At 67.8% G+C, this 22,759-nt stretch carries 16 protein-coding genes; 11 read left to right on the top strand and 5 right to left on the bottom strand.

The features are described from left to right. The first annotated feature begins 128 nt into the window (after window positions 1–128). The 4 genes from ACF8ML_RS14595 (at window position 129) to ACF8ML_RS14580 (ending at window position 4,750) form a co-directional block, all read left to right on the top strand. Window positions 129–1,094: a sulfurtransferase gene (locus ACF8ML_RS14595; RefSeq protein WP_288896355.1), complete on the top strand. Its 966-nt coding sequence runs from the start codon at window positions 129–131 to the stop codon at window positions 1,092–1,094. A gap of 173 nt (window positions 1,095–1,267) precedes the next feature. Next, window positions 1,268–2,533: a YeeE/YedE family protein gene (locus ACF8ML_RS14590; protein ID WP_392407297.1), complete on the top strand. Its 1,266-nt coding sequence runs from the start codon at window positions 1,268–1,270 to the stop codon at window positions 2,531–2,533. A gap of 333 nt (window positions 2,534–2,866) precedes the next feature. After that, window positions 2,867–3,622, top strand: coding sequence for a hypothetical protein (locus tag ACF8ML_RS14585; protein ID WP_047217353.1), 756 nt, complete (start codon window positions 2,867–2,869; stop codon window positions 3,620–3,622). A gap of 39 nt (window positions 3,623–3,661) precedes the next feature. Next, window positions 3,662–4,750: a type VI immunity family protein gene (locus tag ACF8ML_RS14580; RefSeq protein ID WP_160852130.1), complete on the top strand. Its 1,089-nt coding sequence runs from the start codon at window positions 3,662–3,664 to the stop codon at window positions 4,748–4,750. Window positions 4,751–4,818: 68 nt separating this feature from the next. On the opposite strand, the gene ACF8ML_RS14575 is transcribed toward ACF8ML_RS14580, so the two are convergent. Continuing rightward, a complete protein-coding gene (locus tag ACF8ML_RS14575) occupies window positions 4,819–6,480 on the bottom strand; it encodes an ankyrin repeat domain-containing protein (protein WP_392407296.1) in 1,662 nt (553 codons plus the stop codon). 311 nt (window positions 6,481–6,791) lie between these two features. Here ACF8ML_RS14575 and ACF8ML_RS14570 point away from each other — a divergent pair, with 311 nt between their 5' ends. Further along, window positions 6,792–8,231: an alpha/beta hydrolase family protein gene (locus tag ACF8ML_RS14570; RefSeq protein ID WP_392407295.1), complete on the top strand. Its 1,440-nt coding sequence runs from the start codon at window positions 6,792–6,794 to the stop codon at window positions 8,229–8,231. A gap of 27 nt (window positions 8,232–8,258) precedes the next feature. Here ACF8ML_RS14570 and ACF8ML_RS14565 read toward each other — a convergent pair whose 3' ends face one another. Next, a complete protein-coding gene (locus ACF8ML_RS14565; protein WP_392407294.1) occupies window positions 8,259–9,161 on the bottom strand; it encodes an alpha/beta hydrolase in 903 nt (300 codons plus the stop codon). Between the two features lie 149 nt (window positions 9,162–9,310). Between ACF8ML_RS14565 and ACF8ML_RS14560 the strand changes: the two genes are divergently transcribed. Both ACF8ML_RS14560 and ACF8ML_RS14555 read left to right on the top strand, forming a co-directional pair. Beyond that, window positions 9,311–10,183, top strand: coding sequence for a methylglyoxal synthase (locus ACF8ML_RS14560; RefSeq protein WP_016447679.1), 873 nt, complete (start codon window positions 9,311–9,313; stop codon window positions 10,181–10,183). 121 nt (window positions 10,184–10,304) lie between these two features. After that, window positions 10,305–11,639 carry a serine hydrolase domain-containing protein gene (locus ACF8ML_RS14555; RefSeq protein WP_392407292.1) on the top strand — a complete coding sequence of 445 codons (1,335 nt, stop codon included), beginning with the start codon at window positions 10,305–10,307 and terminating at the stop codon, window positions 11,637–11,639. Window positions 11,640–11,723: 84 nt separating this feature from the next. On the opposite strand, the gene gdhA is transcribed toward ACF8ML_RS14555, so the two are convergent. Together gdhA and ACF8ML_RS14545 are read right to left on the bottom strand one after the other, a co-directional pair. After that, entirely contained in the window at window positions 11,724–13,067 is a 1,344-nt protein-coding gene (gdhA, locus tag ACF8ML_RS14550; RefSeq protein WP_016447677.1) for an NADP-specific glutamate dehydrogenase, read from the bottom strand. 351 nt (window positions 13,068–13,418) lie between these two features. Then, complete coding sequence (locus ACF8ML_RS14545) at window positions 13,419–14,333, bottom strand: LysR family transcriptional regulator (protein ID WP_392407291.1); 915 nt, start codon at window positions 14,331–14,333, stop codon at window positions 13,419–13,421. Window positions 14,334–14,508: 175 nt separating this feature from the next. Here ACF8ML_RS14545 and ACF8ML_RS14540 point away from each other — a divergent pair, with 175 nt between their 5' ends. The 4 genes from ACF8ML_RS14540 (at window position 14,509) to ACF8ML_RS14525 (ending at window position 21,622) form a co-directional block, all read left to right on the top strand. Next, window positions 14,509–15,369 (top strand): alpha/beta hydrolase, encoded by an 861-nt coding sequence (locus ACF8ML_RS14540; protein WP_016451230.1) that lies wholly within the window; start codon window positions 14,509–14,511, stop codon window positions 15,367–15,369. 121 nt (window positions 15,370–15,490) lie between these two features. Next, complete coding sequence (locus ACF8ML_RS14535) at window positions 15,491–16,774, top strand: efflux RND transporter periplasmic adaptor subunit (protein WP_016447674.1); 1,284 nt, start codon at window positions 15,491–15,493, stop codon at window positions 16,772–16,774. A gap of 86 nt (window positions 16,775–16,860) precedes the next feature. Further along, a complete protein-coding gene (locus ACF8ML_RS14530; protein ID WP_016451232.1) occupies window positions 16,861–20,112 on the top strand; it encodes an efflux RND transporter permease subunit in 3,252 nt (1,083 codons plus the stop codon). Window positions 20,113–20,140: 28 nt separating this feature from the next. Beyond that, the gene (locus ACF8ML_RS14525) at window positions 20,141–21,622 is read left to right on the top strand and encodes an efflux transporter outer membrane subunit (RefSeq protein WP_047326653.1); all 1,482 of its coding nucleotides are present in this window, start codon (window positions 20,141–20,143) and stop codon (window positions 21,620–21,622) included. 7 nt (window positions 21,623–21,629) lie between these two features. On the opposite strand, the gene ACF8ML_RS14520 is transcribed toward ACF8ML_RS14525, so the two are convergent. After that, window positions 21,630–22,649: a LysR substrate-binding domain-containing protein gene (locus tag ACF8ML_RS14520; RefSeq protein WP_026062125.1), complete on the bottom strand. Its 1,020-nt coding sequence runs from the start codon at window positions 22,647–22,649 to the stop codon at window positions 21,630–21,632. Between the last annotated feature and the right edge of the window lie 110 nt (window positions 22,650–22,759).

Below are 22,759 nucleotides of genomic sequence, written 5' to 3'. Positions count from 1 at the left end.
ATGCCTTGGCGGCGCATATCCATCTGCGGATTGCGCAGTTGGGAACCGGCCCGCCCCTGCCTACATTGCATTGCAGAGCAACCCGACCCCAACCGAGCAATCAACGCAACTGCGAACAAAGGACCGTGATGGCAACGCCGACCGCTTTCTCCACCATCCCCGCCACCCTGCGCCAGGGTGCCTGCACCGTGCTGTACGTCGCGGCCCTGATCGGCGGCACGGCCCATGCCAATGCGCCCGTTCCCGAAGGTCCGCTGGTCAGCACCGAATGGCTGGCGGCCAACCTCAACCGCGCCGACGTGCGCATCGTCGAGGTCAGCGTCAACCCCGGCCTGTACGAGCGCTCCCATGTGCCGGGCGCGGTCAATTTCTCGTGGCACAACGATCTCAACGACAAGGTGCGCCGCGACATCGTGGGCAAGGAGCAGTTCGAGAAACTGCTGTCGCAGGCCGGCGTGAAGGACGGCACCACGGTTGTGCTGTACGGCGATACCAACAACTGGTTCGCGGCCTGGGGGGCCTGGGTCTTCGACATCTATGGCGTGCAGAACGTCAAGCTGCTGGACGGCGGCCGCAAGAAGTGGGAGGCCGAGAACCGCCCCCTCAACAACCGCGCCCCGGAATATGCGGCCACCACCTACCGCGTGGGCAAGGTCAACACCGCGCTGCGCGCGCGCCTGACCGATGCGCTGGCCTCGGCCGAAGGTCGCAGCGACGCCAGGCTCGTCGACATCCGCTCGTCCGACGAATACCAGGGCAAGGTCTTCGCCCCGGCCGGCGTGCCGGAGCTGGCCATCCGCGCCGGCCACATCCCCGGCGCCGTCAACGTGCCCTGGGGCCAGGCCGTGCGCGAGGACGGCAGCTTCAAGTCCGCCGAAGAACTCAAGAAGCTCTATGCGGGCGTGGGCATCGACGGCAGCAAGCCGGTCATCACCTACTGCCGCATTGGCGAGCGCTCCAGCCACACCTGGTTTGCGCTGTCCAAGATCCTGGGCTACCAGGTGCGCAACTACGACGGCTCGTGGACCGAATACGGCAACTCCGTGGGTGTGCCGATCAACAACCCGGCCGGCACGGTCTGGGCCGCGAAATGAACCTGCAGTCGATCAACCTGTCTTGAAGGCGGGGGCCGGGCGAGGGGTGTCGGTGCTCTTGGTTTGACGGATCAGGGGTGGTGACGAGTGGCTTTGGCAAAAGCTCGGCTCCTTTGGGGCCCGCAGACTGCGGGCCCCTTTTTTATGCGTGGATGACAACAAAGGGGGCAGGAATGACAAGCGTGACCGGTGAGCACACGCAGAACGTGAATGGCGGGCACAGGGCAAGGGACTGGACCAGATGGCTGCCCTTGGCCGCCGTGCTGGCCGCAGCCTGGCCTGTGGCGGCGCAGCTGCAGCTGCAAGGCGGCGGGCGCACCCTGGTCTTTGCGCTGGCGCTGGGCCTGCTGCTGGGGCTGGTGCTGCAGCGCTCGCGCTTTTGCTTTTACTGCCATGCGCGCGACTGGTTCGAGTTCGGCGACCCGCGCGGCGTGCTCTCCATCCTGCTGGCGCTGGCCGTGGGATCGGCGGGCATGACCGTGGTGCTGGGCAGCTGGGTGGCCGTGCCCCAGCCCGGGCAGTTGCCGCCCGACATGCACATAGGTCCCGTGAGCTGGGTGCTGGTCCTTGCGGGCCTGGCCTTTGGAGCGGGCATGTCGGTCTCGGGATCGTGCATCAGCGCCCACTGGTACCGGCTGGGCGAGGGCTCGCCCGTGGCGCCGTTTGCCCTGGTCGGCACGGGCCTGGGCTTCGTGCTGGGGTTTCGCAGCTGGAACCCGCTGTACAGCCTGGCCATTGCCGATGCGCCCGTCATCTGGCTGCCGGCCCATCTGGGCTATGGCGGCGCGCTGGCGCTGCAACTGGCCGTGCTGGGCCTGCTGGCGGCCTGGGTCTGGCGCATTCATGGGCGCTCGGGCCGCGCACGGCCCCGGCCTGCGGCAGAACCGGCGCAGCCACCGGGCCTGTGCCAGCTGTGGCTGTCACTGTGGCAAGACCGCTGGAACGCCGCGCTGGGCGGCCTGGCCGTGGGCCTGATCGCGGCCGCCGCCATCGTGCGCATGCGGCCGCTGGGCGTGACCACCACGCTGGGCAGCACCGTGCGTGGCTGGGCCCAGGCAGGCGGCTGGGTGCCCGAGCGCCTGCACGGCCTGGACACCCTGGGCGGATGCGCCACGGCCGTGCTCAACAGCCTGCTCACGCCCCATGCCGTGCTGCTGCTGGGCCTGGTGGCCGGTGCCTGGGGCGCTGCCGTGGCCAGCCGCCAGTGGACGCCACGCCGCCCCACCTGGCGCGATGCGGCACGCGGCCTGGCCGGTGGCGCCTTGCTGGGCTGGGGCGCCATGATAGGGCTGGGCTGCACCATAGGCACGCTGCTGTCGGGCAGCATGGCGGGCGCGCTGTCGGGCTGGGTCTTTGGCGCGGCCGTGTTCACGGCGCTGTGGCTGGGATTTGCGTTTCGGCGCTGGCTGCACGAGCGTGCGGGAGCGCAGGGGCTTTGACCTGCAGCAGGAGATGATGGCCGAGTGACAGGCGAGCGCGGCACCTGAAACAGGCTTTCTGGCCATTGCTTGTCCTAGGCTTTTTTCTGCCAGTTTTCAGAGGAGACCGCTGCCAATTGCGGGCAGCTCAGTCCTGGAAATCTCTGAAAAATAGGATTTACGTGCCCAATTCATTGCTCCTATTATTTTCCTTTCAGAAGGAAGGGAGCGCCTTTCACAGGCGAAGGAGCCAATGACATTCAGGATAGACATCCATGCGCCATTGAGCCGCGCAGGGCGTTTCCACGAGTTGAATGGGGCAGTGGAGCGGCCACCGGCCATCCGCTCGGATACATGAGCTGCGGGCAACTGGTTCCCGCCTTCATTGCCCTCAATCGCCTGAAGCGGTCCAGGGACCTGTGCAAGGCTGTCGTGCTTGTGGGCTTCAACAAGGTATGCGGCACCCGGGACTTCGACAACGAACTGGACCGCAGGGCGCTGTGCGAGCTGTTTTGCTGCTGCATGACCGGCGGCCTGGGCCAGCGCTGCGTGGCCGGCGTGGTCATGCAGGCCGATGGGTTTGAAGGCTACCGGGGCTACTACAAGCAGGAAGTGCCTTACCTGAACAGAGCACCTGTCATGTCGCGCAACGAGCCCGTGCGCCCCACGCGCAGCCGGCCTGCGGGCTCGCGCATTCCGGATGTGGTCGTGGTGAAGAACCCGCGCCTGCCGCCTGTGCTGGACAACGTGCAGCGGGTCTATGAGATGAAGTTTCCGGGGGATGGCTTTTCCAATGCGGAAGGGACAGACGGCAGGACACAGCATCAGGCCTATTCACATATTTTTGAAGACAAGTTTCTCAAGGATGCCTTGGACGCCGGAAGCTGCGCTTGCGACAGCGATGGAGAAAGTGCGAACGAAGGCGTGTTGAACCAGGCAGCGCGATGGCAGGCCAACAGGGAAAAGGCCATCTCTTTGGCAGAGCGGGTGAACAAGGATACGGCGGCGGCCGTCGGGGCTGCGGCCGGTGCATCCGCACTGGGGAGGGCACTGCGAGGTGTTGGTGCGGTAGGGAGCGCACTGGCGAGATTCCTCGGGTTGTCATTCTGAAGTTGATGGATTGGATTGAGTGAAATATGGAGGATGGATATGGCAAAAGACTTCAACAAACCTTTGAGCACCAGAGAACTGCAAAAAGCCACCGTGGCGACGATGGATATTCTCAAGGCGCTGGTATTACAGAATCAATTTGGACGTATTTGTGCAAGAGCAGGCTGGACGATCGAGATGGTGTTCCATGACGGGGATTCATTGGCCGTGCGTGAGCGTGCATGGGAAGTGGTCGATCTTTTTTGTGAGGCTGTAGGGAAGGAGAAACTGGTTTATTGGTACGACGGAATGCCTGCCATGCTGACCAGCGCGATAGCACAAAGAAAGTTGGCTGCAAAGAAGCAGAAAAGCTTTGATAACCCAAAAGGTTATGCCCTGATATTTCATATGGCTTCGGGTAAGCCAAATCCTCCTGAGGTGTGGGAGAATAATGCGCAAGACTTTCGCCTTTATTGCCGTATTGAGAATGATGAAGGTATTTGGTATCGTGAGAGATATGGGTCGATAAAAAAGGGCCCGGCCATGTCTTTCATTCGCATGGCATTTCCCGCGTGGTGGATTATGGATCAACCGCCAGAGCGCAATGTGGGCCGCCTCACCACCCAGATTGTGGAGTTGATGCAGCCCTATTGGGCCATTGCAGGTTGGGGCGTCATGCCCGCAGTGGAAGAACGCAATATCGGACCCGACGGCAAAGGGCAGCAAATACTGTATCCCTACCTGCAGCGTTTCCCGGGTTTGAATGCCCTGGGCAGTCTTGCGCTGATGAGCCATGACTTCAACAACGCCATGTACAGCATCAACTGGCTGAGTTTTGTGAGTGATGCCTTGCTGGAAAAGCTGGGTGGTCGGGATGCGGTGCGCAAGCAGGTTCAGGCCAGCCAGTATCTTTCGGCTGGGGATGTAGGCAACTGTCTGGGGATACGGGCAGGAGATTTCCCAGGACTGGGGGATATGGACCAGGGGCTGACGCTGCCCGCCTTTGGCGAGGCGGCACGCCTGCTCAAGCCTTTGCGCGCCAGATCCCGGCTCAACAACTTCATCGGCCCGCCGCCTTCGGGGTCCAATGATGAACATGCGTGGCTGCTGGCATGCGATGCCTACATGAGCCGGTTTGATCTGTTCTGACCCATGCAGGCACTGCAGCTGAATCCTGCCGGGCCAGCCGGCAGGACGGGTTTTCGGGTCGGGCGGACCTAGTCCGCGTCAACCCCTAGCAGCAGATCCGCGATCTCCTCCGGATACCGCTGCCGACGTCCGTCGATGAGCACGCAGCCGGGCGCCTCGGGGTCGGGCCTGGCCAGGGGCATGCCGTGGTCGATGAGGGCCTGGGCGCAGCCCAGCCACTCGCCGCCGCCGGGTTCCGTGGATTCGGGCCGGTTCAGCGATGCCCAGCACAGGGTTCCTGCGCAGTTGTCGCCATAGGCGTGGCGTTCGGTCCACTGTGCGCCGTGCTCCAGCAGGAAGCGCGCCATGGCGGCATCGCCACGGAAAACGGCCTGGTTCAGTGCGGATGCATCCCAGTCGCCGCCGCGCGCAGCGATGGGCCAGCCCAGTTCCACCATGCAGCGCACGGCCTCCATGCGGCCCAGGGCTGCCAGTTCGGGCAGCATGCGCAGCTGCTCGTGAGACAGTCCTTGCAGCAGACCCGGGTGGGACGCGAGAAGCCCTCCGGCCCGGGCCCGGTCGCCCATGGCGCAGGCGGCAACGAACTGTTCTTCGGGCGTGGCGGGTTCAGCGCCCGTGGCCTGTTCCAGCAGGACGGCCACGTCGGCCAGGCCAAAGCGCCGTGCCAGGCGGGCGGCGCCCAGGCCTTGCGGTGTGCGGGTGGCCGGGTCGGCTCCTGCATCCAGCAAGGCCTGCACGTGGGCGGGCGAGCGCAGCCGGCGTATGGCCCACAGCAGCGGGCGGCCCCATTCGCCCTGGCCGTTGTCCTCGTTCGGATCGGCGCCGTGGTCCAGCAGCAGGCGCAGGGCCTGCACATCGTCCATGTCCAGCACGCGGAACAGGGCATTGCTGCCCTCCACGCGCGCGCCCGCCTGCAGCAGCAGCCGCGTGCATTCGCGGCTGGCCGGCGTGCCTTCCAGAGAGTGGTAGAGCGATTCGCCGTCGTTGGGGTCGGCCCCGGCCTGCAGCAGCATCTGCGTCAGTTGCGCATCATGGTTCTGGCCTGCTGCGCCATAGAGTGCTGACAGCCGCTCGGTCTCGGAGGGCGCCTGCAGCGAGGCCGGCGGCCAGCGATTGCCCACGGTTTGCAGCGGGTCGGCTCCCGCGTCCAGCAGCCAGCGCGCGCAGGCGCGCAGCGGCTCGGCGAACTCGGGCAGGCGCAGCAGGCACGAGTGCGTGACGGCCACCAGCGGCGGCAGTCCCAGCGGCCCGCCTGCGCGCTGCAGCCAGCCGGGATCGGTGTGCGTGGCTTCGCGCAGCGCGGCCAGGTCGCCGATGGCGCAGGCCATCCAGGGATCATTGCCCGGCAGCTCCGGCCGCTCGTCCAGCAGGCGCCGGGCCAGCGCGGGCTGCGCGCGGTGCGTGCCGCCCGCCACATCGCCGGCATAGACCAGGGCCAGCCAGTGCAGCCGGGATGTCTCGGGGTCCGCTGCCAGGCGCTGGCATGCCTCGACGTAGCCTGACAGCTCGCTCCATGAGGCGAAACCGTGCTCGCGCGCCACGGCGGACTGGGCGTCGTGCAGCCGCAGGTCCATGGCGGCCAGCGCTTCATCCGTGCGGCCCCGGGCAGCGGGCAGGTGGGCGCGCAATTGCTCCATGGCCTGGGCCGAGCCTGCGCGATAGGCGGCCAGCAGTTGCTTGGCCTGTTTCTTGAGATGGCCCATGTCGGGCCGGGCGGGGATGCGTTTCACAGGGATACCTCCGTGCACGAAGGCCAATGACCTGCAGCTTGGCGCACAAAGGCATGTGGCAAGAGAAAAACGCCGAGAGGCGCATACAGGTGGGTTCAACCCTTCCCGCAGGTCCGGGTGCGGCCTGCACCGCAAGCGCGGATGTTAGCGCAAGGCGACAGTCATCTGGGTGACAGCCGGCAGCCCCTGCTTGCGGGTTCCTACCCGCATGGCGGGCCAGTTGTCTGGCATAGGCTGCGTCGGCACTCCCCCTTGAAACGGATTTTTTGCGCGCGTTCCCCTTCAAACCTTCATCCCAAGGAGACAGTCTTATGCGAGCCCTGCGTTGGAATCGTTGGAAGTATCTCGGTCTGCTGGCGGCCACGGGCCTTGCGGCCTGCGGCGGGGGGGACGGTGATGCGCCCGAGGAGACGCGGGCACAGGACAGCCGCAGCTTTGCGCCGGCCAATCCTTCGGCCACCAGCTTCGACGCGCTGGCCGCCGCTTCGGGCGATGTGGTCGACAACGCCAGCACCAGCCGCTGGGCCGGTGTGCTGGAAGGCGCGGCCTACCGCATCGAGGTGCCGGCCAACTGGAATGGCCGCCTGGTGATGTATGCCCACGGCTATGCGGGCGAGGGCAGTGCGCTCAACGTCACCAACCCGTCCATACGCCGGTACCTGATCCAGAACGGCTATGCCTGGGCGGCGTCCAGCTACAGCAAGAACTACTACGACGTGCGCGCCGGCGTAGAGGACACGAATGCGCTGGCGCTGGCCTTCAACCGCCTGGCCGCATCCCACGGCCGGCCGTTGGCGCAGCCGCAGCGCCTGTACATCACCGGCCATTCCATGGGCGGCCATGTCACGGCGGCGGCCATCGAGGCCGAAGCCCAATCAACGGCCCGCAACAAGGTGCGCTACCAGGGCGCCGTGCCCATGTGCGGCGTGATGGGCGATACCCAGCTGTTCGACTACTTCGCGGCAGCCCAGGTCACTGCCCAGGCCCTGGCGGGCGAGGCCCGGCATGCCGTCACCGACTGGGCGGCCATCCAGGGCAAGGTGACATCGGCCCTGTTCACGACCTTCCCGTCTGCACCTACCGCGACGGGCCGCGCCTATCTGTCGGTGATCCAGAATCTCACGGGCGGTCCGCGCCCGCTGTTCGACCTGGGGGTGGCCGTGGGTGGCTCGTTCGCTCCGGTCTGGGGCGTGTTCGGCAGCGACGGCTCGGTCAACGGCATCCTGAACCGCAACGTGACCGATACCAACCGCTTCACCTACCGCATCGATGGGGATGCAGCGGCCTCGGCCGCGCTCAATGCCGCCGCGCAAAAGCGCACGGCCGCGCCCGATGCCAACCGGCTGCGCCGCGACGGCCTGCGCTGGATTCCCGTGAGCCCAGGCGACATCGGCATTCCCGTGGTGACGCTGCACACGCTGGGCGACCTGTATGTGCCGTTCAGCATGCAGCAGATCTACCAGCGACGCGTGGCTGACAAGGGCAAGGACCGTTGGCTGGTGCAGCGCGCCATCCGCGGCGCATCGCACTGCGACTTCACCGTGGCCGAGCAGGTGGAGGCCTTCGATGCCATGGTGCAGTGGGAGCAGGGCGGCGCCAAGCCGGGCGGTGACGATGTGCAGACGGCCGCCACGGTGGCCGCGCCGACCTATGGCTGCCGCTACACGCGCAACACCCTGGGCCCGGATGACAGCACCACCACGCGGCAGTTGCGTGCCGTGATCTCGCAGAACGCGGCAAGCTGCCCGTAGCGCGGAAGGCGGCGCAGGCTGCGCCGCTCAGCGCGGGCTTGCAGGCGCGGTGGACGCCTGTGCGAGCAGGCGCAGCCCGAACAGCTCGTCCAGAGCCTGCCGGTACTGCTCCATGGCGCGCGACTGGGTGTTGTGGTGGTTGCCGCCTTCGATGAGCACGAAGCGCTTGGGCTCGCTGGCAGCGTCGAACAACTGGCGGCCCAGCGTGGCGGGGATCAGCGGATCGGCGCTGCCGTGCACGACCAGCAGCGGCGAGCCTATGCCGGCCACCTTGTCGATGGAGGCAAAGCGCTGGGTGATCAGCGGCCCCACGGGCAGCCAGCCCCAGCGGAAGCTGCGGACCACGTCGGGAATGCTGGTGAAGGTGGCCTCGACCATGACGCCGGCCTCATCCTGGACGCTGCGCGCCAGGTCGATGGCGATGGCGCCGCCCAGCGAATGGCCGAAGATGAAGCGCGGCCGGTCCGGAGCGTGCCGGCCCAGCCAGTCCCAGCCGGCGCGTGCGTCCTCGGCGGCCGATTCCTCGGACGGCAGGCCGGCGCTGCTCTTGCCGAAGCCCCGGTAGTCGATGGCCAGCACCGAAAAGCCCAGCTCGTGCAGCCGCCGGATGCGCGGCGAGGAGCCGGCAACGTTCCAGCGCGCGCCATGCAGGTACAGCAGCACGGGGGCGTTGCCGGCCGTGGCCGGCTGGGGCAGCCACAGCGCATGCAGGCGGGCGCCGTCCTGCGTTGGCATGTCGATCCAGACATCTTCCATGCCGGCCGTGTTGGCGCCGGGCCAGCTGCGGTCGCTGGGCTGGAAGATCCATTCGCGCTGCTTGGTATCCAGAACGGAGCAGCCGCTGGCCGCCAGCAGCGCGGCCACGCCCAGCGCTGCCGTGAGCCGGTGCAGGCGCCGTCGGGGCCACAGGTGGGAAAGCAGTGAGGGCATGACGCAACAATGGATGCACGGGTCGGCCAAAAGTTCAGCGCCGCCGCCGAGCCGGCCGGCGTTGTCATGGATTGGCGCTATTCTTGCCGCTGGTCCGCAGGCTGTCCTGGCTGCACGGGCCTCTCCCCACTGTTGATGAGTGAACCTGTATGCCGATACGCCTGGGCCTGGCCGCCAACCGAATCCACCACCAAACCGAGGATGCCGCACTGTTCGGCTGGCTGCGCGCCTGCGAGTCCGGCATCCGCGAGCTGCAGCTGGGCCTGCATGCCGTGGGCCGCACCTTCGATGCCATCCAGGCGGCCGGCATGCTGGCGTCCTATCGGGGCCTGCGCCGCTATCCCTATGGCCGCGAAGGCGGGCTGATGAAACTGGTGGCCGAGGTGGTGGGCGTGGAAGGTGACGAGCGCACCATCGACGGGGCCATCTATTTCACCGACCCGGTGGATCCGTCCTCCATCTTTCCCGAGGCCGTGGCGCTCAAGCGCCAGTGCGTGATCCATGGCAAGCCCTTCCTGTCCACCGTGGCCTCGGCGCGGGACTGGGTCGAGATGGAGCGCATCCAGGCAGGTCTGCCCAAGGATGCCGGTGCGCAGCGCTTTCACGACTACGCACAGCAGACGCTGGCGCTGATCGCCCACGATGCGCTCAAGCCCACCATGCTGGATTTCGCGGCGCGCAACTTCGAGCTGCTGTCGCGCTTTGGCCGGCGCGTGGGCACGGGCACCACGGGCCAGCGCCTCAACGAAATGGCCTGGAGCCGTGGCTGGCCCGAGGACCGGCCCTGGGTGGACCGCTACAACAGCGGCCCGCTGGGCGGCGATGCGCAGATCGCCGACCTGGTGCTGGACCGCCGCTGCCAGCGCGTGATCTTCTTCGAGGACCCGCATGTGGCGCGCCAGCACGAGGCCGACATCCAGCTGCTGGAGCGCGCCGTGACCACGGTGACGCACGACACGGTCTGCACCACTTCTCCGGCCGTGGCGCAGCGCTGGTGCGATGCGGCCTTGATGCGCCGCTGAATGCCCCACTAAAACCTTCGTCGCGCAGACGACAGCCTTGCGGCCTGCGGGCGGGCGAACACCCGTGACCGGCCGGGGGCTTTCTGCAAGACTGGCCGTTTCCAAAACCAAGGAGACAACGATGGTCAGTCCGCTCTTTCGGCGTTCCCGGCATGCCATGGCCCTGCTGGCCCTGCTGGCGCTACAGCCCGGCTGGGTGGCGGCCCAGGCACAGGCCCCCGCAGCGCCCGCGCTGCCGCCGCCCGACAGCGTGCGCCTGGAGCAGCTTGGGCTGATGCAGGGCTTTCCGCCGGCCGCCGACAAGCGCGTGGACGTGTCCAACGGCTACCGCTATCCACAGCTGCGCTGGGTGGTGCAGCACCTGCGCGAAATCCAGCCCACGCAGAACATCCGGCGTGGCGCGGCGGCGCCCTCGGCCCTGCCCGAAGCGCCCATGGCCCTGGGCGGCCTGCGCTTTGACGACGACAAGGGCCAGCCCGTCACCGTGGACCAGTGGCTGGACCGCACCTATACCGACGCCATCGTGGTGCTGCACAAGGGACGGGTGGTCTTCGAGCGCTACCAGAACCAGATGCAGGCCAGCTCGCCCCACCTGCTGTTCTCGGTCACCAAATCGTTCACCGGCCTGATGGCCGCGCAACTGGCCCACGACGGGCGCATCGACCCCCAGGCGCTGGTGACGAAGTACGTGCCTGAGCTGGAAGGCTCGGCCTGGGGCGACATGACGGTGCGCCAGGTCATGGACATGACGGGCGCCGTGCGCTTTCGCGAGGACTACACCGACCCCAGGACCGAGATCTTCGGCTACTCATGGGCCTCGGGCATGCTGCCGCGTCCGCCCGGTTACGCGGGGCCGACCAATGTCTACGACTTCCTCAAGACGCTGCCCCAGGAAGGCACGCATGGCGAGGGCTTTGTCTACCGCACCGTGCACTCCGAGGTGCTGGGCTGGATCGTCTCGCGCGTCACGGGCCGGCGCTGGAGCGATCTCATGAGCGAGAACATCTGGCAGAAGCTGGGCATGCAGGAAGACGCCTATGTGATGGTGGACAGCACCGGCACGCCGCTGCAGGGCGCGGGCCTGAACGCCACGGCGCGTGACCTGGCGCGCGTGGGCGAGATGCTGCGCCTGGGCGGCAGCTTCAACGGCCAGAAGATCTTCGACAAGGCGGTGCTGGACGACATTGCGCGCGGCGGCGACCGCGAGCAGTTCAAGTTCCGCGGCATCCAGGCCGCGCGGCCCGGCTACAGCTACCGCAACCAGTGGTGGGTACTGCACAACGCCGATGGCGCCTACGAGGCCGCCGGCATACACGGCCAGTTCATCCACGTGAACCCGGCCGCGCAGATGGTGGTGGTCAAGCTGTCATCGCACCCGGTGGCGGGCGCGGCCTTCACGCATGCGCTGACGCTCAAGGCCTGGGCGGCGCTGGCCGATGCGGTGCGCGACAGGTAAGGCGCGCGAATCCATCTCTTTCCATGAAAAAAGCCCATGCAGCAGGCTGCATGGGCATTCGTCAGGGGTGGGAAGCGCTGACGCTCAGATCACGCCCTGGGCCAGCATGGCATCGGCTACCTTGACGAAGCCGGCGATGTTGGCGCCGTCGATGTAGCTGACCGTGCCGTCCTCGCGCTTGCCGTACTTCAGGCAGGCGGCGTGGATGCCTTGCATGATCTGCAGCAGGCGGGCATCGACTTCCTCGGCGGGCCAGGACAGGCGGGCCGCGTTCTGGCTCATCTCCAGGCCCGAGGTGGCCACGCCACCGGCATTGCTGGCCTTGCCCGGTGCGTACAGCACGCCGGCCTTCTCGAAAGCCTTGGCGGCTTCGATGGTCGAGGGCATGTTGGCGCCTTCGGCCACGCAGACCACGCCGTTGGCGATCAGCACCTTGGCATCTTCCTCGGTCAGTTCGTTCTGAGTGGCGCAAGGCAGGGCCACGTCCACCTTCAGGTGCCACGGCGTCTTGCCGCGCAGGAACTCTGCGCCCACCAGCTTGGCGTACTCGTCCACGCGGCCGTAGCGGTGGTTCTTCACGTCCATCAGGATGGCCAGCTTCTCGGTGGTGAAGCCGTCCTGGTCATACACGGTGCCCGAGGAGTCGGAGACCGACACCACCTTGGCGCCCAGCTGCATGGCCTTTTCCACGGCGTACTGGGCCACATTGCCCGAGCCGGAGATGGAGACGGTCTTGCCTGCGAAGGACTGGCCGCGCGTGGCCAGCATTTCCTGGGCGAAGTAGACGGTGCCGTAGCCGGTGGCTTCGGGGCGGATCAGCGAGCCGCCGAAGGACAGGCCCTTGCCCGTGAACACGCTGGCGGCGCTGTTGGACAGCTTCTTGTACATGCCGGCCATGAAGCCCACTTCGCGGCCGCCCACGCCGATGTCGCCTGCCGGCACGTCGGTGTCCGGGCCCACGTGGCGGAACAGCTCGGTGACGAAGGCCTGGCAAAAGCGCATGACTTCAGCGGGGCTCTTGCCCTTGGGATCGAAGTCCGAGCCGCCCTTGCCGCCGCCCATGGGCAGCGTGGTCAGCGCGTTCTTGAAGGTCTGCTCGAACGCCAGGAACTTGAGCACGGACAGCGTGACCGAGGGGTGGAAACGCAGGCCGCCCTTGTAGGGGCCGATGGCCATGCTGTGCTGGATGCGGAAGCCGCGGTTGACCTGCACCTGGCCCTTGTCGTCGGTCCAGCTCACGCGGAACATGACCACGCGCTCGGGCTCGACCAGGCGCTCCAGCAGTCCGTGCTCGGCGTACTTGGGGTTCTTCTCGATGAAGGGCCACAGGCTTTCCATCACTTCGGTGACGGCTTGCAGGAATTCGGGCTGGCCGGGATTGCGTTGCGCGACTTCATCAAGGAACTGGCCGACGGACTCGTACTTCATGGAAAAAACCTCTGACTAAAAACGGCTGCGGGAAGGGGTGAGTGCAAACCAAGATTATGCCTAAAAGTTATGCCGTCATGCATCGTTTTGGTGAACGGCGCCCGAGCTTGGTGCCTTCGTGCCGTGTTTCGGTGCATCTTCAGAGGAGGTTGACGGTATTTGGTGCATGGCAGAAAGCTGCGTGCAGCAGTGGGCGGGCAGGCAGGCTCCTGGATCGGCCGTATCCGGTGGCGTGCATGGTCATGGCGAATGGGAATGGCTGGCGCCATGCCCGCTGACATGAAGAGTGGCTAGGAAGGCCTTGCAGCCGGACGGGGCTTGGGCCCGCCCAGCCATCCCATCGCCGGCCTTTCAGCTGCGCTGCAGCTGGGGATGGCGCGCGAACAGGTCGGCCGCCCAGTCCACGAAGGCCCGCACCTTGGCGCTGAGGTGGCGGTTGGGCGGGTAGACCACGTGAATGGGCAGCGGCGGCTGGGTCCAATCGGGCAGGACCTCGACCAGTGCGCCGCTGTCGATCAGCGGCTGGGCAAAGGCCGTGACCAGCTGCGCGATGCCAAAGCCCGCCAGCACGGCGGCAGTGTAGGCATTGCTGTCGTTGGCCGCGATGCGGTAGTTGCCCGCCACCTCGATGGATTCATCGCCCCGCTGGAATTCCAGCGGGTACATGCGCCGCGTATGGCCCGAGAAGAAGGCGACGATCTGGTGCTTCGTATCCAGCTCGGAAGGATGCTGGGGCACGCCATGGCGTGCCAAGTAGGCGGGCGAGGCCACGGTGACCCAGTTCATCGAGCCGATGCGCCGCGCCACCAGAGATTGGTCGCTGAGTTCGCCCCCGCGGATCACGCAGTCCACGTTGTCGCTGATCAGGTCCACCAGGCGGTCGCCCACGCCCAGGTCGATCTGTATGTCGGGGTAGCGTTCGCAGAATTCGGTCAGCGCCGGAATGATGATCAGCCGGGCCATGGAGCTGCCCACGTCCAGCCGCAGCCGCCCGCTGGGCGCGGTCTGGGTGTTGACCATGCTGGCTTCGAGATCGTCGAAGTCGTTGAGCAGGCGTGCCGCGCGTTCGTAGTAGGCCGCGCCATCGGGCGTGACGGTGACGCGCCGCGTCGTGCGGTTGAGCAGCTTGACGCGCACGCGCGCCTCCAGCGCCTGTATCTGTTTGGTGACCGTGCCCTTGGGCAGGTCCAGCGAATCGGCGGCGCGGGTGAAGTTGCCGGCTTCCACCACGCGAACGAAGACACGCATGGCCTGGATCTGGTCCATGGAAAGATGCTCCTGCAGCGCCCGGCAAGGGAATGCCGGCTCGGCGGAATTCTCACACGCGCCGTGTCGGGCGATTGTTCGTGAAACGGAAACAGAGCGATGGCTGCGTTGCTATTTCAGACATGGCCGGCGCCGCCTATATTCCAACCATCGACCATTGCCGCAGGTTCGCGCCATGTCCACTTCCTCGTCGCCTCCGAACGGCCCCGCCGTCGGGGCGCAGATTGCCGAAACAGAATTCTCCATCGAGCTGCCCGAGCACGGCACCGTGGCTGCGCGCGCCTATGGCCAGCGCAGGCCCGGCACGATTTCGCCTCTGGTGCTGCATTTCCATGGCGGCACCTTTGTCTGCGGCACGCTGGACAACGGGCGCTACATCGGCCGGCTGCTGGCCGAGGCGGGCGCCGTCGTGGTGTCGCTGGCCTATCCGCTGGCGCCCGAGCATCCGTTTCCCCAGCCCATCGAGGTGGGCTACGCCGTGCTGCAGTGGCTGTACAAGCACCGCGTGAAGATGGCGGGCAAGGGCGCGCCGCTGTTCCTCGCGGGTGAAGAAGCCGGCGGCAACCTGGCCGCCGCCGTGGCCGTGATCTCGCGAGACCGGGGCCACCCTCCGCTGGCGGGCCAGATCCTGGTGTCGCCCATGCTCGATCCCTGCACCGGCACCGCCTCGCAGCGCGAGGCCACGCCCGAGGCCGGCGAATGCCGCTGGGCCACGGGCTGGCGCGAGTACCTGAGCTGCCCCAAGGACGCCATGCATCCCTATGCCGTGCCCGGCAGCTCGCTGCGCCTGGCCCAGCTGCCGCCGGCCCTGGTGCTGGTGGGTGGCGACGACCCGCTGCGCGACGAGGCCCAGGCCTATGCGGCCCGCCTGCGCGCGGCCGGCGTGACGGCCAGCAGCCATGTGCTGCCCAGCGCGTCGAACTGGCCGCAGGCCCTGTCCGAGGCCGAGGCCTGTACGGCCTGCAGCGCCGCCGTGTTCCAGCATGTGCATGACTTCTTCGAGGCCACCATGAACAAGCCCGCAGCACCGGGCTAGGCCCCGCGCCGCCGCAGCCGGCGAACCTTGCTGCCCCCGTTTTCCCATTTCGATTCCGCCTTCCCGGCGCGTTCAGGCGCCGGGCGGGCATCGTGTTCCCTGAATTACGCAAAAAAACACCATGTCCACCCAATCCACCTCATCCTCCTCACCCTCTTCTTCCGCCTCGGCCCAGCGCAAGGGCTGGAAGCTGCCGGCCGCCGCTGCGGCCATCCTCGCCGTCAGCGCCGGCCTGTTCGGCCTGCACGGCTTCGATGCCAAGGCCGATGACGCGCCCGCCAGCGCCCAGCCCGCCGCCACGCCTGTGTCGGTGGCCACGGTCGCCGAAAGCGAGGTCACCGCCTGGGACGAGTTCTCGGGCCGCCTTGAAGCCGTGGAGCGCGTGGACATCCGCTCCCGCGTGGCTGGCGCCGTGCAGGCCGTGCACTTTCGCGAGGGCGCGCTGGTCAAGCAGGGCGATCTGCTGATCACCATCGACCCCGCACCGTATGCGGCCGAGGTCGAGCGTGCCGAAGCCCAGGTGGCCTCGGCCCAGGCACGCCAGTCCTATGCACGCAGCGAGCAGGAGCGCGCACGCCGCCTGTGGGACGAGCGGGCGATTGCCCAGCGCGAGCTGGACGAGCGCATCAACGCAGGCAGCGAGGCCGAGGCCAATCTGCGCGCGGCCCAGGCGTCCCTGCAATCGGCGCGGCTGAACCTGGGCTACACCCAGGTGCGCGCCCCCGTGTCGGGCCGCATCGGCAAGCGCGAGATCACCGTGGGCAACCTGGTGGCCGCAGGCCCGGGCGCGCCGGTGCTGACCACGCTGGTCTCGGTCAGCCCCATCTATGCGAGCTTCGATGCCGATGAGCAGGTCATCACGCGCGCGCTCAAGGAGCTGGGCGGCGGCGCGGGCAACCGCGCCAGGATCGACAGCATTCCCGTGCAGATGGGCACGGCCACGGCCGGCAGCACGCCCTTCGAGGGCCGGCTGCAGCTGATCGACAACCAGGTCGATGCCCGAAGCGGCACGGTGCGCGTGCGCGCGGCCTTCGACAACAAGGACGGCGCCCTCATGCCCGGCCAGTTCGCCCGCATCCGCATGGGCCAGGCGCGCGACAGCAGCATGCTGCTGGTCAGCGAGCGCGCCATCGGCACGGACCAGAGCAAGAAGTACGTGATGGTGGTGGGCGGCGACAACAAGGCCGTCTACCGCGAGGTGGTGCTGGGCGCCTCGGTCAACGGCCTGCGCAACGTGACCCAGGGCCTGCAGCCCGGCGAACGCGTGGTCGTCAACGGACTGCAGCACATCCGCCCCGGCGCCCTGGTCGCGCCCAAGGAGGTGTCCATGGATGCGCGGGCCGATGCCCGCCAGCCGGGCACCCGGCAGGCAGCCGAACAAGTGGCTGACGCAACCAAGTCCTGATCTAGCCGCACACCTTTCCTGCCTCTGAAATGCCGCCTGACCGCAGGCGGCATGGGCCGCGCTTTGCCGTGGCGGAGCCAAACACCATGAACCTATCCAAATTCTTCATTGACCGGCCGATCTTCGCGGGCGTGCTTTCGCTGCTGATGCTGATCGCCGGCCTGATCGCCATGGGCGGGCTGCCGATCTCGGAATACCCCGAGGTCGCGCCGCCATCCGTGGTGGTGCGCGCCCAGTACCCGGGCGCCAATCCCAAGGTGATCGCCGAGACCGTGGCCACGCCGCTGGAAGAGCAGATCAACGGCGTCGAAGGCATGCTCTACATGGGCAGCCAGGCCACCAGCGACGGCGTGATGACGCTGACCGTCACCTTCCGCCTGGGCACCGACCCCGACAAGGCGCAGCAGATGGTGCAAAACCGCGTCTCGCAGGCCGAGCCGCGCCTGCCCGAGGAGGTGCGCCGGCTGGGCATCACCACGGTCAAGAGCGCACCCGATCTGACCATGGTGGTGCACCTGGTCTCGCCCAACCAGCGCTATGACATCAACTACCTGCGCAACTACGCGGTGCTGAACGTGAAGGACCCGCTGGCGCGCATCGAGGGCGTGGGCCAGATCCAGATCTTCGGCGGTGGCGACTACGCCATGCGCGTGTGGCTGGACCCGCAGAAGGTGGCGCAGCGCGGCCTGTCGGCCAGCGATGTGGTGGCCGCCATCCGTGGCCAGAACGTGCAGGCTGCGGCCGGCGTGGTCGGCGCCTCGCCGGGACTGCCGGGCGTGGACATGCAGTTGTCCATCAACGCCCAGGGCCGCCTGCAAAGCGAGGAGGACTTCGGCGACATCATCGTCAAGAGCGGCGCCGACGGCGCCGTGACCCGCCTGCGCGACATCGGCCGCCTGGAGATGGGCGCGGCCGACTATTCGCTGCGCTCGCTGCTGAACAACGACCCGGCCGTGGGCATGGGCGTGTTCCAGGCGCCGGGCTCCAATGCGCTGGAGATCTCGGCCAACGTGCGCAAGACCATGGAGGCCCTGAACAAGAACATGCCCGAGGGCCTGGAGTACCGCATCGCCTACGACCCCACGCAGTTCGTGCGCGCCTCCATCGAATCGGTGGTGCACACGCTGCTGGAGGCCATCGTGCTCGTGGTGCTGGTGGTGATCCTGTTCCTGCAGACCTGGCGCGCCTCCATCATCCCGCTGCTGGCCGTGCCGGTGTCGGTGATCGGCACCTTTGCCGTGCTGCATCTGCTGGGCTTTTCCATCAACGCGCTGAGCCTGTTCGGCCTGGTGCTGGCCATCGGCATCGTGGTGGATGACGCCATCGTCGTGGTCGAGAACGTGGAGCGCAACATCGAGGCCGGTCTCACGCCGCGCAACGCCACCTACCGCGCCATGCGCGAAGTGTCCGGGCCCATCATCGCCATCGCCCTGGTGCTGGTGGCGGTGTTCGTGCCGCTGGCCTTCATCAGCGGCCTCACGGGCCAGTTCTACAAGCAGTTCGCGGTGACCATCGCCATCTCCACGGTGATCTCGGCCATCAACTCGCTGACCCTGTCGCCCGCGCTGGCGGCCCTGCTGCTGCGCGGCCACGATGCGCCCAAGGACGCGCTGACGCGCGGCATGGACCGGGCCTTCGGCTGGCTGTTCCGCGGCTTCAACCGCATGTTCCACCGGGGCTCCGAGGCCTACAGCGGCGGCGTGGGCCGCGTGATCTCGCGCAAGGCGCTAATGCTGGCCATCTACCTGGCGCTGATCGCCGTGACCTTCGGCCTGTTCAAGGCTGTGCCTTCGGGCTTCGTGCCCGCGCAGGACAAGCAGTACCTGATCGGCTTTGCCCAGTTGCCCGACGGCGCCACGCTGGACCGCACGGACGAGGTGATCCGCCGCATGGGCGAGATCATGAAGGACAACCCCAACGTGGAGGACACCATCGCCTTCCCGGGCCTGTCCATCAACGGCTTCACCAACAGCTCCAACTCGGGCATCGTCTTCGCCACGCTCAAGCCCTTTGACGAGCGCAAGCGCGCCGACCAGAGCGGCGGTGCCGTGGCCGGCCAGCTCAACCAGGCCTTCGCAGGCATCCAGGACGCCTTCATCGTCATGTTCCCGCCGCCACCCGTGGCGGGCCTGGGCACGACGGGCGGCTTCAAGCTGCAGCTGGAAGACCGCGCCTCCCTGGGCTATGACCAGATGGACGCGGCCGTGAAGGCCTTCATGGCCAAGGCCTACCAGACGCCCGAGCTGACCGGCATGTTCACCAGCTGGCAGGTCAACGTGCCCCAGCTGTATGCCGACATCGACCGCACCAAGGCGCGCCAGCTTGGCGTGCCGGTGACGGACATCTTCGACACCATGCAGATCTACCTGGGCAGCCTGTATGCGAACGACTTCAACAAGTTCGGCCGCACCTACAGCGTCCGCGTGCAGGCCGACGCGCCCTACCGCGCGCGTGCCGAGGACGTGGGCATGCTCAAGGTGCGCTCCAGCTCGGGCGAGATGATTCCGCTGTCGGCGCTGATGAAGGTGGATTCCAGCTTCGGCCCCGAGCGCGCCATGCGCTACAACGGCTACCTCACGGCCGACATCAACGGCGGTGCCGCACCGGGCTTCTCTTCGGGCCAGGCGCAGGACGCCATCAAGCGCATCGCGGCCGAGACCCTGCCCAAGGGCATCGACTTCGAATGGACCGACCTGACCTACCAGGAGATCCTGGCCGGCAATTCGGCGGTGCTGGTGTTCCCGCTGGCCATCCTGCTGGTGTTCCTGGTGCTGGCCGCGCAGTACGAAAGCCTGACCCTGCCGATTGCCATCATCCTGATCGTTCCCATGGGCCTGCTGGCGGCCATGACCGGCGTCTGGCTGTCGGGCGGCGACAGCAATGTCTTCACGCAGATCGGGCTCATCGTGCTGGTGGGGCTGAGTGCGAAGAACGCCATCCTGATCGTGGAGTTCGCACGGGAGCTGGAGTTCGAGGGCCGCACGCCCATACAGGCCGCCATCGAGGCCAGCCGGCTGCGCCTGCGCCCCATCCTGATGACCTCGCTGGCCTTCGTCATGGGCGTGCTGCCCCTGGTGCTGTCCACAGGCGCGGGCTCTGAAATGCGCCGCGCCATGGGCGTGGCCGTGTTCTCGGGAATGATCGGGGTGACGGCCTTCGGCCTGTTCCTGACGCCCGTGTTCTACGTGCTGATGCGCCGCCTGGCAGGCAACCGGCCGCTCAAGCAGCATGGGCCCGAGATGGAGCAAGAGGCCCCTGCACAGGCACCCGCCCACGGCCATGCCTCGGGTGGCGGCGCGCTGCCCATGCCCTCTGCTGCGCGTGGCGAGCATGAATGAGCCCACACCACAAGAACAGGAACCGATCATGAAGATCCCATCGCTTTCGAAACTGTCCAGGCGTCTGCTGCCCCTGGTGGCGGCGCTGGCCCTGGCCGGCTGCGCCAGCGTGTCCCAGAGCCTGCCCGAGCTGCCGGCCGCCCCCGCCTTCAAGGAGCAGGGCGCCGCGCCGCAGGCGGGCTGGACCCAGGCCCTGCCCGCCGAAGCCCAGGCACGCGGCCAATGGTGGCTGGCCTTTGCCGATCCGGCGCTGGACGCGCTGGTGGACAAGGCCACGCTGGACAACCAGAGCATCCAGGCCGCGGCCGCACGCCTGGCCGAGGCCCGCGCCCTGGCGCGCAGCGCCAATGCCGAGCGCCTGCCCCAACTGGGCCTGGGCGCAGGGGCCACGCGCGGCGCGGGGCTGGACAAGGCCTCGGGCACGCGGCCTGCCACCCTGGTCAATGCGGGGCTGAACCTGTCCTATGAGGTCGATCTGTTCGGCCGCATTTCCCAGGCGGCCGACGCATCGCGGCTGGACGCCGAGGGCCGCGAGGCCCTGCTGCAAAGCACGCGGCTGGCCGTGCAGGCCGAGGTCGCGCAGACCTATCTGCAGCTGCGCGCGCTGGACGCCGAGCGCGCCCTGATGCGCGAGACCGTGGAGGCCTACCGCGACACGCTGCGCCTGTCGGAGCGGCGGCTGCAGGCCGGCGACATTGCCGAGCTGGACGTGGCGCGCATCCAGGCCGAGCTGTCGGCCACCGAATCGGACGCGCTGGCGCTGGACCGCCAGCGCGCCCAGGTCGAGCATGCGCTGGCCGTGCTGGTGGGCGACTCGGCCTCGCGCTTCGGCCTGGGCGAAGGCGCCTGGACCACGGCACTGCCTTCTATTCCCGCCGGAGTGCCGGCCACGGTGCTCATGCGCCGGCCCGACATCTCGGCCGCCCAGCGCGCCGTGTTCGCCGCGCAGTCGCGCGTGGGCGTGGCGAAGACGGCATGGTTCCCCAGCATCTCGCTGACCGGCGCGGCCGGCCACGCCTCGCCCGAGGTCGGTGACCTGTTCAAGTGGTCCATGCGCTCCTGGGGCGTGGGCGCCCTGCTGTCGCTGCCGCTGTTCGACGGCGGCCGGCGCGAGGCCGGCGTGCAGGCCGCAGGCGCGCAGCTCGATGCCGCGCTGGCCGCCTACCGCCAGCAGGCGCTGGTGGCCTTCCAGGAGGTGGAGGACCAGCTGTCTTCCATCCGCATCCTGCAGGAGCAGTCCACCGTGCAGGGCCAGGCCGTGGTGGCCGCCCAGCGCGCCACCAGCCTGTCGGACACGCGCTACCGCAACGGCTACGTCAGCCAGCTGGACCTGCTGGATGCGCGCCGCAGCGAGCTGCGCAACCGCCGCCAGGCACTGCAGGTGAAGTCTGCGCAGTACCAGGCCGCCGTGGGCCTGATCCGCGCGCTGGGCGGGGGCTGGGATGTGCCGGCTGACGTGCCGGCCGGCGAATCGGCGAACGTGCCGGTGGCCCAGGCCACGTTGCGCTGAGGCACCCTCAGGCCAGCACGTCAATGGAGCGGAACACGCGCTGCAGCACCGGGTCTGGGCTGTGGCGGCAGGCGTGGACCTGCTCCATGAGGTGGTGCACGAAGCGCTCGGCCACCCAGGGCAGGGGGCCGTGGCCGCGCTGGACCACGCCCACCGTGTGGGGCTCGAACTGCTCGCGCAGGGACAGCGGCACCAGGGTGCCCTGGGGCACGCCCGATTCGATCAGCGGCCAGGGGCAGAACGAGAGCATGTCGCTGTGCGCGATCAGGTGCAGCAGCAGTGATGCCGAATGCACCAGGTGGATGTGGCCCACGGGCACGGGCAGGCCGTGGCGCAGGAACAGGCGCCGCACCAGGTCGTCTTCTTCAGGCGGCGTGTAGTTGAGCAGCCAGTCGCAGTCCATCAGCTCGGCCAGCGAGCGGGCGCCTGCCAGCGGATGGCCCGTGCGGGCCACGACGGTGGCGTCGTAGCGGAACAGCGGCGTGCCATGCAGGTCGCCGCCCGAGGGGCCCGAGGGCACGCGGCCGATCAGCAGGTCCAGCGTGCCTTCGCGCAGGCGCGGATGGGCCACGGCCGACAGGCCCTCGAACAGCTCCAGCCGCACCTGGGGCAGTTCGGCGCGGAAGGCGCGCAGCACATGGGGCAGCAGGCTCTGGCCCACCCAGGGCGTCACGCCCACGGACAGGCGCGCCACGGCGCAGGTGTCGCGCAGGCGGGCCATTTCATCCTCGGCCTGGGCCATCTGCCCGGTGATCAGCTGGGCATGGCGCAGCAGCGTGCGCCCGGCCGGCGTGAGGACGATGCCGCTGCTCTGGCGCTCGAACAGCGCAAGGCGGTGGCCTTCCTCCAGCTCGCGCAGGGCCTGGGTGATGGCCGACTGGGTGATGCCCAGCGCGCGTGACGCGGCGCGCACGCTGCCGCAGCCGGCCACGGCGACGAGGTAGCGCATCTGGTGCAGCTTCATGGCGGGACCGGCATCGAGGTGGGGCTGGGAATTCATGGGCCGATCTTGCAGGTTTCGTGCCATGGCCGCCATCCCTGCCATTGCTGTGATCGGCGCATGCCGGGGGATGACAGGCAATGCCTGGCAGGGCAGGCGCTGGCGGTCTTCCGCCCGCTGCCCACGCTTCCTAGACT

Source organism: Delftia sp. WSY_10, from assembly GCF_043104705.1.
In the GTDB taxonomy this organism is placed as follows: domain Bacteria; phylum Pseudomonadota; class Gammaproteobacteria; order Burkholderiales; family Burkholderiaceae_C; genus Comamonas; species Comamonas tsuruhatensis.
Note: the sequence above shows the minus strand (reverse complement) of the source record. Positions and strands in the feature narration are given on the sequence as shown.